This window comes from Devosia sp. SD17-2 (assembly GCF_029201565.1).
Classification (GTDB): Bacteria; Pseudomonadota; Alphaproteobacteria; order Rhizobiales; family Devosiaceae; genus Devosia.
Window position 1 is genome coordinate 3904598 of sequence record NZ_CP104002.1, and the last position, 12903, is coordinate 3917500.

The following is a 12903-nucleotide window of genomic DNA, read 5'->3' on the forward strand; positions in this document are numbered from 1 at the left end:
CCGGAGGACGACTATGAAGACGCGGCGTTTGGGCAAGACCGGCTATGAAGTCAGCGAGATCGGTCTCGGCTGCTGGCAGCTGGGTGGCGATTTCGGTCCGGTGGGCGATGAGGAGGCAGCCGCCATTCTTGACGCCGCCAATGCAGCCGGCATCACTTTCTGGGATACGGCAGACGTCTATGGCAGCGGGCTCAGCGAAAGCCGGATCGGCAGCCATTCCAAGGGACCGGCCGTCAAAATTGCGACCAAGCTTGGCCGCTCCGGCACGCTCTTTCCCAATAAATATACCCGCGAAGGCGTGCGCGAGAGCCTCCTTGGCTCGGCCCGGCGTCTGGGCGTTGAAACACTCGACCTTGCCCAGCTCCACTGCGTGCCGACCGAAGTGCTGCGCGATGGCGCGATCTTTGGCTGGATGGACGAACTCAAGGCCGAGGGCCTCGTGCGCCATTGGGGCGCCAGCGTCGAAACCATCGAGGAAGGCATGATCTGCCTCGATCAGCCGGGCTGCGCCACGCTTCAGATCATCTTCAACATCTTCCGCCAGGACGCGGCGGCAAAACTGCTGCCCAAGGCGGCCGAGAAGGATGTCGGCATCATCGTGCGCCTGCCGCTGGCCTCGGGCCTCCTCAGCGGCAAATATGACAAGAACACCAATTTCGACCCTTCGGACCACCGCACCTATAATCGCGACGGTCAGGCTTTCTCGGTGGGCGAGACGTTCTCGGGCATCCGCTTCGAGCGCGGCGTTGAACTTGTGGCCGAATTGCGCGGCCTCGCCCCGGAAGGCGTGCCGCTCAGCCAGTTTGCCCTCAGATGGATTCTCGACCACCCGCAGGTCTCGACCGTCATCGCCGGCGTCTCCAAACCCGAGCAGATCGCCGACAATGTCGCGGCCACCGAACGCAAGAACCTCTTCCCCGCCCTGATGACGCAATTGGGCGAATGGTACGCGGAAAAGGTCAAGCCGGAGATCCGCGGCGCGGTCTGACAACCAATTCCCGCCAGTGCTGCGCTCGATGCTAACAGTCTGCTAACCAACTCACCGCCAATGCGATGACGTCGGCTTGAGCGCGGGCCACTGGAAGTGTCCGATAGCAGCGCCTACCTACCCCCGGACAATGACAACAAGACGAGCGGAAATTTCATGACACTCCACCCCGCCTTCGAGCTCGTGCGCGACGAAAAGATCAATGAGATCAATTCGCAAGCCCAGCTTTTCCGGCACATCAAGACTGGGGCGGAAGTGCTCAGCCTCGTCAATGAAGACGAGAACAAGGTTTTCGGCATCACCTTCAAGACCCCGCCCGAGGATTCCACCGGCATCGCCCATATCCTCGAGCACTCCGTCCTCTGCGGCAGCCGTAAGTACCCGGTAAAGAAGCCTTTTGTGGAATTGCTGAAGGGGTCGATGCACACCTTCCTCAATGCCATGACCTTCCCGGACAAGACCGCCTACCCGGTGGCGAGCGCCAACCTCAAGGACTTCTACAACCTCGTCGATGTCTATCTCGACGCGGTGTTTTTTCCGCTGCTCACCGAGGACACATTCGCCCAGGAAGGCTGGCACTACGAGCTGGAAAACCCCGACGCGCCCTTAGTTTACAAGGGCGTCGTGTTCAACGAGATGAAAGGCGTCTTCTCCAATCCGGACTCGGTCATGCAGACCCTGGTGCAGCGCTCGCTCTATCCGGACACCACCTATGGCAATTCCTCGGGCGGCGACCCGAAGAACATTCCTGACCTGACCTATGAGCAGTTCAGGGCCTTCCACACCAAATACTACCACCCGTCGAACGCCCGCGTCGTCTTCGCCGGCGACGACGACGCCGCCAAGCGCCTGGAAATCCTTGACGAAGTCTTCAGTCAGTTCGACGCCGCGCCGGTTGACGCCAACATCGCCCTGCAGCCGCGCTGGAATGCACCGCGCCAGGTCTCAGGCACCTATGCCGGCACGATTGATCCGGACAAGCGCCGCGACGGCATGGTCAGCGTCAACTGGATGCTCGATCCGCCCTCGGGCCGCAAAGAAACCCTGAGCCACGGGCTCCTGAGCTATCTTCTGGCCGGCAACTCAGCCGCCCCGCTGCGCAAGAAACTGACCGAATCCGGCCTCGGCGAAGGCATGATCGGCGGCGGCGTTTCCACCTGGCTGCGCCAGCCTTCAGCGAGCTTTGGCCTTAAGGGGATCGATCCGGCTGACGCCGAAAAGGTCGAAAAACTGGTGCTCGATACGCTGGCAGAGCTGGCCGAAACCGGGTTTTCGGCCGTGCAGCGGGAAGCTGCGATCAACACATTCGAGTTTCATCTGCGCGAGCACAACACTGGCAGCCAGCCGCGCGGCATGAGCTATATGTTCACCGCCCTGGGCCAATGGCTGCATGGCGGCGATCCCCTGGGCCCACTGTCGTTTGAAGACGCGCTGGCCGAGCTCAAGAACAAGGCCGCCGAAGGTCACTTCGAGGCCGAAATCCGCCGGTTGTTCCTCGAAAACACCCACCGCATCACCACCAGGATCGAGGCCGATCCTGACCAGGGAGAGCGCGAGGCCAAGGCCGAAGCGGACAAACTGGCCGCTGTGCGCGCCGAGATGGATGAGGCTGCGCTCAACGACACGATTGCCCATACCGAACGGCTCAAAGCGCTGCAGGAAGAGGTGGATGCCCCCGAAGACCTGGCAAAAATCCCGACCCTGACGCTCGCCGATCTCGATCGAGAAATCCGCATCATCCCTACTGAGGATGGCACGATCGCGGGTGCACGGTTGATGTACCACGACCTGCCCACGCTCGGGATTGTCTATCTCGACCTGGGCTTTGACCTCCATGTCCTCGACAAGGCGCTCCTGCCCTATCTGCCGCTGTTCGGGCGCGCTCTCTTGCAGACCGGCACGTCAAAGGAAGATTTCGTCAGCCTGACCCAGCGCATCGGCCGCTCGACCGGCGGCATCGGGCAGCATCGCTCGCTCTCGACCAAGCTCGATAGCAGCGGCACGGCGGCCTGGTTCTTCCTTTCGGGCAAGGCTGTGCCCGGCAAGGTCGCGGAAATGCTCGATATCATGGGCGATGTTCTGCTCGACGCCCGCCTCGACAACCGCGAACGGTTCCGCCAGATGGCGCTTGAGGAAAAGGCCGGGTTCGAGGCCCGGGTGATCCCTTCGGGCAATTCGCTCGTCGACACCCGCATCAAGTCAGGTCTGACTGAGGCCGGCTGGGTTGCCGAACAGATGGGCGGCATCAGCTATCTCGAATTCCTTCGCGCGCTGGTCAAACAGATCGACAGCGACTGGGACACGGTTGAAACCGCGTTGCGCACGATCCGCGACGTGCTCGTCAACAAAAAGCGCATGGTGGTCAATGTGACGGCCGACGACGCGCTGTGGACCGAAGTCCGGCCCAGCCTCGAGGCCTTTGTGTCCGGCCTGCCGGGCGCAGATCGCGCTGATGTCGACTGGGGTGTGTCGCTCCAGCCCCGCTGGGAAGGGCTGACCATTCCGGCTCAGGTCAACTATGTGGGCAAGGGCGCCAATCTCAAGAGCCTGGGCCATCAGGTCAGCGCCGCCTCCAGCGTCGTGCTGCGCTATCTCAACACCACCTACATGTGGGACAAGGTGCGTGTTCAGGGCGGTGCCTACGGGGGATCGAGCCGTTTCGATCTGTCGTCTGGCAATTTCTCCTTCCTCTCCTATCGAGACCCGAACCTTCTGCGGACGCTCGACGTCTATGACGGCGCGGCGAGCGCCCTGCGCGCGGCGATCGGCGAGACCGATCTCACCCGTTCCGTCATTGGCGTGGTGGGCGATCTCGACCGGCCGGAGTTCGTCGATTCCAAGGGATATTCAGCGATGTGGCGCATTCTGACGGGAACCACAGACGCGGTCCGGCAGCAGCGGCGCGACGAAATCCTCAACACCAGCCGTGCCGACTTCCTCGCGCTTGCCGATGCGATCGATGCCGTCGCGGCCCAGGGCCATGTTGTGGTTCTGGGTGGGGAGGCGGCGATCAACGCGGCCAATGAGCAGCGCAACGGCATGCTCGCAGTCAGCAAGCTGATCTAACGCGAAGGGGGCCCTGCCTCGTCGGCGGGGCCCTCACCGCAAACTATTCAAAATAGTCTGGAAAGTCGGAAATGGTCTGGGTCAGGAGGACTTCTGCCCGGGCCAGATGATCGCGCATGGCCGCTTCTGCCGCCGCAGGATCTGCCTTCTTGATTGCCTCGGCAATGGCGCGATGTTCGGCGATGGCACGCTGGCTCGAGGACGCGCCGAGTGTCAGATAGCGCACCCGATCGAGCTGCATCTTGTGATCGTCGATGAGCTGCCAGGCGTATTCCACACCGGCGAGCCGCGCGAGTGTGCGGTGAAAGAGTTCGTCGAGCAGATGGAAGCGCCGGCTGTCGCCGGATGAAGATGCCTTGTCCTGGTCATCGATAAGGCCTGTGAGGATTTCGGCCGCGTCCGCACTGGGCTGGGCTGCGAGGCGGCGGATGATCTCAACTTCGATGCTCTCGCGGATAAAGCGCGACTGACGAACGCCATCGGGGGAGATTTTCTTGACGACCGTAGCGCGCTTGGGCCGGATCAGCAGCAGGCCCTGCTGGGCGAGGCGAATGAAGGCCTCGCGCACGGGCTGGCGCGACACGCCATAGCGGCCGGCGATATCGCTTTCCGAGATGATGTCGCCAGGCCGAAGGGCCATGGTGACAATGTCATCGCGAAGAGCCGCGACGACGCGCATCGCCATGGTTTGTTCGCTGGTTTCGGGCGCGGTCACGCTCATCGTCGCATCTCCTTCCCGGCAACCATGGGCCCCCGAAGGGTCCATGGCTCTAGTGCACTGCCGCCATCCACAGGATTTTCGGCACTTTTGTCTCTGAAATTGATCAGAGCGTAATCCCGGCCTCGGCGAGCATCTGGGCAATTTCGACGCGCGCGCCGTTCTCTGCAATCGACTTGTTCGCCGCAATGCCGGTGAGGATCGACCAGGCGCCGGCCACCTGATCGGAGGCGCGGCCATATTGGTCTTCCGGCATTCCGTCCGGGTTGAAGAGATAGCCGAGCATGATCGGGTCAGCGCCGCCGTGGCTGCCCTTGCCGGTCCAGACGTCGAGCTTTTGGGGCAGACCACCGGCGAGATGGAGTTCAGTGGTCATGGCCTCGACTTCCTCGTCGCCGCCGCGCTCGCGATTACCACCGGCAAAGACGCCATGGACCTCGATGTGCTTATGCGTCAGCTCACCCTTGGTGCCGTGGAACTTCACTTCCAGCCCCTCCCAGGGGGAATAGGCGACCAGCGTATAGTTGAGCGAAGTGCCCGAGGCATAGCGCGCCTGCACCTGCATCGTATCCTCAATGGTGATGTCGTCGGCAAAGACGCACTTGTCGCGCCAGTAGCCGTCGTCTTTTTCGGTATCGAGGTAGAGCTGCTTTAGTGGCTCATCGGCCTCAAGATCCATACGGAAGGCGCATTTGTGGGCGACCGGGCAGGTGTGGCAGCGGGGACCGTGGCCTTCGAGACCAAGCTTGATCGCCATTTCAGGCGTATAGAAATCGCGCTTGCCCGTGGCCGATACGGACACCGGAGTGGACGCCGCCCACCAGTTCAACAGGTCGAAATGGTGCGTGGACTTGTGCACCAGAAGGCCGCCCGACTTGTCCTTGTAGCGGTGCCAGCGGCGGAAGTAGTCGGCGCCATGGACCCGGTCGAGATACCAGCGGAAATCGATGGCGGTAATCTCGCCAATGGTCCCGCTCATCAGGATTTCCTTGAGCTGGGTGCGCGCCGGCGAATAGCGGTAGTTGAAGGTCACGGTGACCTTTTTGCCGGTTTCACGCTGCGCATCCATGATCCGCTTGAGCCGAGCCAGATCGGTGGTCATCGGCTTTTCGGTCATCACATTGCGACCGGCCCGCAGCGAGCGGACGATATACTCGTCGTGCAGATAGTCCGGCGTGGTGACGATCACCGTGTCCGGGTCCTGCTCGGTGAGCATGCGGTCGAAATCTTCGGCCAGATAGGTGGCAATGCCATTGCCACCACGGTTCGGTACCTTGCTGGCGGAGAGCGCAAGCCGGCTCTGGTTGACGTCACACAGTGCCACGAGTTCGGCGGTTTCGGCATGGGTTTCGGTGACGGCATTGCGGAACATCTGGTGCCGCCCGCCGGTCCCGACGATTGCATATTTCATCTTTGGGGCTGTCGTCTTCGAACTATGGCCGATCCGGCCGGTTGCATCTACCATACAAGATTGACGATCCCGCCCAGCCTGTCAATCAAGCAGTGACGGGAAGGGCGAGGAAGACTTGAAGTGATCGGCGAGGAGATCGAACACCAATCTGATGCGGCGGCTCGTCCGCAGTTCGCGATGCGTAGCCAGCCAGGTGGGCACGGGGACGCCGGGAAACGCGGGAAAAGCATCCTCCACGTCCTCGGTCCGGCTGCCCACAGCCTCCATCATGACGCCAAGGCCGAGCCCCTGCCGCACCCAGCTCCACCCCACGAGGGCGCTGCCCGTGGTCAGCGGGAAATTCCGGTCGGTCACCGCTATGCCCCGGCGCGCCAGTTCGGCAATCATGAGATCGTTGCGCTCACTGACGCCGACAAAATCCAGCCGCGAGAGATCCTCGACGCTGGCCGGTCGTCCCACGCGATCGAGATAGCTGCGGCTGCCGTAAATCCGCGCCGAGGCATCGGGACAGCGCCGGGCGATCAGCTCGTCCTGTTCCGGCCGAACATGCCGAATGGCAATATCGGCGCGGCGACGCATCAGATCCTCGACCTCATTGGAGGCGAGCACGTCGATGACGAGATTTGGCGCCAGCTCGCGCACCCGGGTGAGAAACGGCGGCAGCACGTGTACAGCGTAAACATCGCTGGTGGTGACACGCACCACGCCTTCGATCGCATGAGACTGCCGGGAGGCAATCAGCGAAATGCGATTGGCGGCTTCGCCCATGGCTTGAAGCGGGGCAACGAACTCTCGCCCGGCCTGGGTCAGCACCAGTTTCCGGCCGAGCCGTTCGAACAGGGTGACGCCAAGCGCCGCTTCAAGGGCCGCAACCTGTCGCCCGAGCGTTGGCTGGGTAAGCCCCAATTGGCGGGCAGCGGCGGACAATGACCCTGCCTCTACCGTCGCCAGCAGGGCCCGAACCTGGTTCCAATCGAAGTCGCCGCCCTTTTCCATGCATATGTGTATATCGATTGTGCCTAAATCTGCAATTTTGTTGATGATCCGGGCGGCGTAGATTTGCGGCCAATGTGATGAGGAGCCAGGCCATGGCCGCGAGTAGTTTCTGGGATAGGACCGCTGACAAATACGCGGCCACGCCGATCGCCGACGAGGCGAGCTATCAGGTCAAACTGGCCGAGACGCGTCGGCGCATGCGCAGCGACATGAATGTGCTCGAGTTCGGCTGCGGTACCGGCTCAACCGCCGTCCTTCACGCACCCCATGTCCAGCATATACGCGCCGTCGATTTCTCAAGCCGGATGATCGAAATCGCCCAGGGGAAGGCCGAGGCCGCCGGAATAAGAAATGTCAGTTTCGAGCAGGGGGCCATCGAGGATATCGCGCTCGAGAGCGACAGTTTCGACATGGTGATGGCGATGTCGGTCCTGCACCTTCTCGAAGACAAGGCCAAGGCCATAAGCACCGTGCACCGTGTGCTCAAGCCCGGCGGCTATTTCGTTTCGAGCACAGCCTGCGTGGCCGAAATGATCCCCCTCTTTGGCCTCATCGCGCCGCTCGGCAAGCGTCTGGGCCTCCTGCCCCATATCGATGTCATGCGCACGTCCCAACTCATTGACGCTTTCGAGCGCGCCGGATTTTCCATTGAGCACCAGTGGCGGCCCAAACGCATGGCGGCTCATTTCGTCATCGCCCGCAAGCGCGGCAGCTAGGCCGGTCAGGACGCTTTGCCCCACAAGCGCGAGAGGGTTTTCCGAATCGGTCCCAGTGTGTGCTAGGACAGCTCCATCAGTTAAGCCGCGCGGGGATTTTGTGCCCTTTTCTGGCCTTGTGCGGCAGGAGTTGTGATGCAGGTAGCGATCGACATGGGCGAGAGCCGGGGGGCCGGCGCCGCCCATATGAACCTCGAAGAATTGTTGGCGACCCGCCTCTTGGTGCAGGGCAATTCCGGTTCGGGCAAGTCACACTTGCTGCGCCGGTTGCTGGAGCAGTCCGCACCCTGGGTGCAGCAATGCGTTATTGATCCGGAAGGGGATTTTGTCACCCTCGCCGACAAGTTCGGCCATCTGGTGGTTGATGCCACGCGGACGGAAGCCGAGTTGACCCGGATTGCCGCGCGCGTGCGCCAGCACCGGGTGTCGGTGGTGGTCAATCTTGAAGGGCTCGACGCCGAGCAGCAGATGCGCGCTGCCGCAGCCTTCCTTGGCGGCATGTTCGACGCCGACCGCGACTATTGGTATCCCGTGCTCGTGGTGGTCGACGAAGCCCAGCTCTTTGCGCCCGCTGTCGGCGGCGAAGTCTCCGACGAAGCGCGAAAAGCCTCGCTGGGCGCCATGACCAATCTCATGTGCCGTGGCCGAAAGCGCGGCCTTGCCGGCGTCATCGCCACGCAGCGCCTTGCCAAGCTTGCGAAAAACGTGGCGGCCGAGGCCTCCAATTTCCTCATGGGCCGTACCTTCCTCGATATCGACATGGCCCGCGCCGCCGATCTCCTCGGCATGGACCGCCGACAGGCCGAGCAGTTCCGCGATCTGGCCCGTGGTCATTTCGTCGCCCTCGGGCCCGCGATCTCCCGTCGTCCGCTGCCGGTGGTGATCGGAGCGGTGGAAACCGCGCCGCGCTCGACCAGCCCCAAGCTGACGCCGCTTCCAGAAGCGCCCGAAGATGCGGCCGATCTCATCTTCACGATGGATCCGGAAGAACTGGCGCGTCCCATCGTGCGGCGTCCCCCGCCCCCGCCGCCGCCCTCGACCAATGACCTTCTTGCCCAGGTGGCCCGCGCCCGCGCCGAACGCGAGCCGGAAGCTCCCGCGTCGCTGTTCCCGGAAATCGACGAAGCCGAACGCGAGGCCATGATCAAGGCCGTGATGATCGAGCTGATGAGCGATCCCGACGCCGGCTTCCGCACGACGGCCCAGCTCTATCAGGACTTTCTGGTGCGCTGCCGCATTCGACGCGTCCCCGGCGAGCCGCCAGCCCTGCCCGCTTTCAAGCGCCTCCTCGCCATTGCGCGCGTGGCGCCGGATGAGGAAGTGGCCGCCTCGGACGGCTGGCAGCAGGCGCTGTCGCTGTCTGAAACCCTGACGGACGACGTTCAGGGCGTGTTCCTTGTCGTCGCGCAGGCGGCCCTCACCGGCCAGCCTTGCCCGTCTGACGCAACCATCGCCCGCCTCTATGGCACCCATTCGGCAAGCCGTGCCCGGCGTCTGCTGACCTGGTTCGAAGAGCGCGGCCTCATCGTCATCCGCACGGACTTCCGAGGCCTGCGCATCGCGGCCTTCCCCGATCTTGGGGCCGAGACCACGCCGGGCGATCCGGCCGGTCCCGATGTGCTCGCTGACGAGCGCGGCGCGGCAGAATAAGACACCGGAATTGAAAAGGGCGGCCCGCAGGCCGCCCTATCTCTTTTCAGTTGGCGTTCGCCCGATAGGCGACCGAAGCGCGATAGAGCGCCACCAGCCGATCCACCTTGGCTTCCTCGATGATCGTCACCATCGGCGTGCCCAGCCGCCCCGACGGATCCACAACCGTCATGCCGCGGGTGATCCCCGGCGCCAGCGACACGCCGATAGAGGCGCGAATGGTCTTGGTCACCAGCTCAGGCTCGATGACAGCGGCAATGGCCAGTGGATCGACAAAGCGGAAGTGATCTTCGCCGCCATAGCCGACAGTGGTGCGTCGGGCGTGCTCGACAAGCGCGGTCGAAAACTGCTTTTCCGGGCTGTCCGGAATTTCCGCCAGCATGGCCTCGACTTCTGCGCCGGTCATGAAATGGGTGACGCAGGGCTCCCAGGGAGCGACCAGCATCTCGATCTCGGCACCGAAGACGATCGCGGCGGCCTCGGGATCGGCATAGATATTGAACTCTGCCGCCGGCGTGGTGTTGCCGCGCCCATAAACGGTCGCGCCCATGATGGTGAGTTGGCCGATGCCTGCGACGATATCGGGCGCAATACGCAGCGCCAGCGCGAGATTGGTCAGAGGACCGATCATCAGGATATCAACCTTATCTCCGGCGGCGGCCGCAGCGCGGAACGTCGAGACGAGGAAACTAATAGCATCCGTGCCGGCGATTTCGGGCAGAACTGCCGGGCGCGGTGCACCACCCAGGCCGTCGTCGCCATGGATATATTTCGCGTCGATAACCGGCTGTGTCAGCGGCCGCTCGGCGCCCTTGTGCACCGGAACATCGCCCTTGCCGGCAACGGCCAGCACGGTGAGGATGTTGCGCGTGGCAGCGTCGAGCCCGACATTGCCGAAAACCGTGGTGATATAGTCTGGCGTCCGGTCGTTGGCGATCATCATGAGAAGCGCCTGAGCGTCATCAACGCCGCCGTCGGTATCCAGGATAAGTTTGCGTACCATTATATTGTCCCAGTCGGGCCACTTCGCGGCGGCCTTCGATAATTGGAGTTGAGTGGCGAATTAGACGGGTCGCCCGGCCCTTGAACCAGCCCCTGCCAATAAACGAGCCTGCGCCGCCTGTCAGCCCCAGGCGAGCCAAATGGTCGCGGGCGATTGCCGCGCGGCCGTTCGCCATGGCACAGAACGAGTACCAATCTCCATTTGCCTTCTGGACCAGCCCGTGACCGATACGCTCCCCGACGACCTCATCATCAATGCCAGAGATGAAGTGGCCATCCGCAAGCATCTGGCGCTGGTCGCCCTCGGCAAGCGCCCCGCCGATCGCGCCATCCGCATTGGGCGTCTGCTCGATGTCTGCGGCCGCAACTGGCACGAAGACCAGGAAGTGGTCATCTCCGGCCGCCGCATCGCCTGGGTGGGCCCCACGGGCGCCTATCCCGGCGCGGTCAAGGAACGGATCGACCGGCGCCATCTCAGCGCCGTCCCCGGCTTTGGCGAGGTGCACAAGCATATTGAATCCAGCCACCTGACCCCCGAATGGGAGGCCGCGCTGGTTCTCCCGCATGGCTGCACCTGGACCTGTGAAGCCAGCCACGAATTCTCTAACGTCAATGGTCCGAAAAACCTCGAATTCTGGCTGACCGCCCGCAAGGCCGGCTCTCCGGCAAAAATCTTCCCCCTGCCCGGCTCGGCCGTGCCACCGACGGCCTATGAATGGGGCGGCGGACATTTCGGCTTTGACGAGCAGCAGGGCTTTCTGCGCGACGAACTCTCGGTAGCCGGCCTCGACGAGGTCATGGACTGGCCTGCCGTGTGGAACCCAGAGAACCCGTCCCATGAGCGCCTCTGGGGCATGATCGAAGCCACCTTCGCCCAGCGCGGTGTCGTTGAAGGCCATGCGGCCGGCATGCGCGACATCAACGACATCAATGCTTTCGCCGGCGCCGGCATGGCGTCCGATCACGAGGCCTGGACCACGGAGGAAGTCGCCGACAAACTGCGCCGCGGCCTCTTCATGGAACTGCGCCCCCATTCCCTCCAGGACATGATCAAGGGCCTCCTCGCCGCCGGGCAGCAGGACTGGTCGAACTTTGCCCTCTGCACCGATGATCGCAGCGCCTCGGACACGATGAAGCTAGGCGCCACCGACCATAATGTCCGCCTCGCCATGGAAGCCGGTCTACCGCTCGAGATCGCCGTGCAGATGGTCACCATCAATCCGGCCCGCCACATGCGCGTTACGCCTTGGGTCGGCGCCATTGCCCCCGGTCGCTTTGCCGACCTCGTGCTGCTCGACGATGAAAAATCGCTCTCCATCGCCGAAGTCTGGGCCGATGGCCGTCAGGTCTCCGAGGGCAAGGCCTATGTCGCCGAAGTCCCAAAAATCGACTGGCCGGAATGGGCGCGTCGCTCGGTCAAAATCCAACGCACCGTAACCGCTCAGGATTTCGCCATTGCCGCGCCAGCGGAACGCCAGAACGTCAATGCTGCTCTCCTTCGTCCCTTCCATTGGCACGACGAGTTCATCACCAGCGAACTGTCGGTCGTCGATGGCTTGGTTCAGCGCGACAGCGATCGCAACATCACAAAATTCGCCATCGTCGACCGCTTCTCGGGCGAGGCAAAAATCGCAAAAATGTTCTGGCTGGGTACCGGACCGAAGACGCCAAACACGGCGCTGGCCTGCTCGATGGGCCACGACAAGCACAATATCTGGGTCGTGGGGTCTTCAGACGATGCGATGGCCCTGGCCGTCAACACGCTCAACGAGATCCAGGGTGGCTGGGCCCTTGTGAGCGGCGGTAAGGTCCTCGCCACGGTCCGCTACGAGATTGGTGGGCTCATGACCTGCCGGCCGGCGCCAGAGCTCGATGCGGAGATGGTTGAGCTCTATCGCCAGGGCGAAACCATAGAATGGATGTATGAGCCTACCTTCTCGCCCCGCTGGTGGCCCGGCTTCCCCGAACGCCTCGCTTTTGCGACGCTCACCTGCTCTCCCTGGCGCTGGGTGCTGGTCGCGCCCTCCCCGCTGGCTCCGGACGGCTTCGTCAATGTCAGTACCGGCGAGACCCATCCCATCGTCTGGTAACAAACAGAAAGGGGCCCTCGGGCCCCTTTTTTCTCACTTTGAGCGTCTCAACGCTGACAGTGTGCTAACGAACTCGCGGTGTGTTCTACCCTTCATCCGAAGCCTGAACGTCAAAAAGCCCCGGCTTTATGGGCCGGGGCTTTTTGGATTGGATCGTATTGAGATTGAGCGTTTTTGGTAGACCTTGCAGTGACCTACTCTCCCAAGTCTTGAGACTTAGTACCATTGGCGCGGAGGGATTTGACGGTCGAGTTCGGGATGGGATC

General features: G+C 62.8%; 9 protein-coding genes and 1 rRNA gene (1 of these 10 running past the window's edge). 5 read left to right on the forward strand and 5 right to left on the reverse strand.

The features are described 5' to 3' along the window. The first annotated feature begins 13 nt into the window (after positions 1 to 13). On the forward strand, positions 14 to 988 hold the full coding sequence (locus tag NYQ88_RS19180; RefSeq protein WP_275652684.1) for an aldo/keto reductase: 975 nt from the start codon (positions 14 to 16) through the stop codon (positions 986 to 988). 156 nt (positions 989 to 1144) lie between these two features. Continuing rightward, positions 1145 to 4054: an insulinase family protein gene (locus NYQ88_RS19185; RefSeq protein WP_275652685.1), complete on the forward strand. Its 2910-nt coding sequence runs from the start codon at positions 1145 to 1147 to the stop codon at positions 4052 to 4054. A gap of 43 nt (positions 4055 to 4097) precedes the next feature. On the opposite strand, the gene NYQ88_RS19190 is transcribed toward NYQ88_RS19185, so the two are convergent. The 3 genes from NYQ88_RS19190 to NYQ88_RS19200 all read right to left on the reverse strand — a co-directional run bounded on the left by NYQ88_RS19190 (position 4098) and on the right by NYQ88_RS19200 (position 7179). Next, the gene (locus tag NYQ88_RS19190) at positions 4098 to 4775 is read right to left on the reverse strand and encodes a GntR family transcriptional regulator (RefSeq protein WP_275652686.1); all 678 of its coding nucleotides are present in this window, start codon (positions 4773 to 4775) and stop codon (positions 4098 to 4100) included. Positions 4776 to 4878: 103 nt separating this feature from the next. After that, on the reverse strand, positions 4879 to 6183 hold the full coding sequence (locus NYQ88_RS19195) for a Gfo/Idh/MocA family oxidoreductase (protein WP_275652687.1): 1305 nt from the start codon (positions 6181 to 6183) through the stop codon (positions 4879 to 4881). Positions 6184 to 6264: 81 nt separating this feature from the next. Further along, positions 6265 to 7179, reverse strand: a complete 915-nt coding sequence (locus NYQ88_RS19200; RefSeq protein WP_275652688.1) for a LysR family transcriptional regulator — start codon at positions 7177 to 7179, stop codon at positions 6265 to 6267. 92 nt (positions 7180 to 7271) lie between these two features. On the opposite strand from NYQ88_RS19200, the gene NYQ88_RS19205 reads away from it, so the two are divergent. Both NYQ88_RS19205 and NYQ88_RS19210 read left to right on the forward strand, forming a co-directional pair. Beyond that, complete coding sequence (locus NYQ88_RS19205; RefSeq protein WP_275652689.1) at positions 7272 to 7895, forward strand: class I SAM-dependent methyltransferase; 624 nt, start codon at positions 7272 to 7274, stop codon at positions 7893 to 7895. 135 nt (positions 7896 to 8030) lie between these two features. Beyond that, positions 8031 to 9545 (forward strand): ATP-binding protein, encoded by a 1515-nt coding sequence (locus NYQ88_RS19210; protein ID WP_275652690.1) that lies wholly within the window; start codon positions 8031 to 8033, stop codon positions 9543 to 9545. Between the two features lie 46 nt (positions 9546 to 9591). Here the strand turns inward: NYQ88_RS19210 and NYQ88_RS19215 are convergent, their stop codons facing one another. Further along, a complete protein-coding gene (locus tag NYQ88_RS19215) occupies positions 9592 to 10548 on the reverse strand; it encodes a nucleoside hydrolase (protein WP_275652691.1) in 957 nt (318 codons plus the stop codon). Between the two features lie 220 nt (positions 10549 to 10768). Here NYQ88_RS19215 and NYQ88_RS19220 point away from each other — a divergent pair, with 220 nt between their 5' ends. Then, positions 10769 to 12637 (forward strand): adenine deaminase C-terminal domain-containing protein, encoded by a 1869-nt coding sequence (locus NYQ88_RS19220; RefSeq protein ID WP_275652692.1) that lies wholly within the window; start codon positions 10769 to 10771, stop codon positions 12635 to 12637. A 181-nt stretch (positions 12638 to 12818) separates the two neighbouring features. Here the strand turns inward: NYQ88_RS19220 and rrf are convergent. Next, positions 12819 to 12903: ribosomal RNA gene (rrf, locus tag NYQ88_RS19225) — 5S ribosomal RNA — on the reverse strand; it runs 31 nt beyond the window's last position.

Bases quoted from the DNA above. Each gene is read 5' to 3' on its own strand.
- NYQ88_RS19190 (WP_275652686.1), bottom strand. From the start codon at position 4,775: ATGAGCGTGACCGCGCCCGAAACCAGCGAACAAACCATGGCGATGCGC.
- NYQ88_RS19200 (WP_275652688.1), bottom strand. From the start codon at position 7,179: ATGGAAAAGGGCGGCGACTTCGATTGGAACCAGGTTCGGGCCCTGCTG.
- NYQ88_RS19185 (WP_275652685.1), top strand. From the start codon at position 1,145: ATGACACTCCACCCCGCCTTCGAGCTCGTGCGCGACGAAAAGATCAAT.
- NYQ88_RS19205 (WP_275652689.1), top strand. From the start codon at position 7,272: ATGGCCGCGAGTAGTTTCTGGGATAGGACCGCTGACAAATACGCGGCC.
- NYQ88_RS19180 (WP_275652684.1), top strand. From the start codon at position 14: ATGAAGACGCGGCGTTTGGGCAAGACCGGCTATGAAGTCAGCGAGATC.
- NYQ88_RS19195 (WP_275652687.1), bottom strand. From the start codon at position 6,183: ATGAAATATGCAATCGTCGGGACCGGCGGGCGGCACCAGATGTTCCGC.
- NYQ88_RS19215 (WP_275652691.1), bottom strand. From the start codon at position 10,548: ATGGTACGCAAACTTATCCTGGATACCGACGGCGGCGTTGATGACGCT.
- NYQ88_RS19210 (WP_275652690.1), top strand. From the start codon at position 8,031: ATGCAGGTAGCGATCGACATGGGCGAGAGCCGGGGGGCCGGCGCCGCC.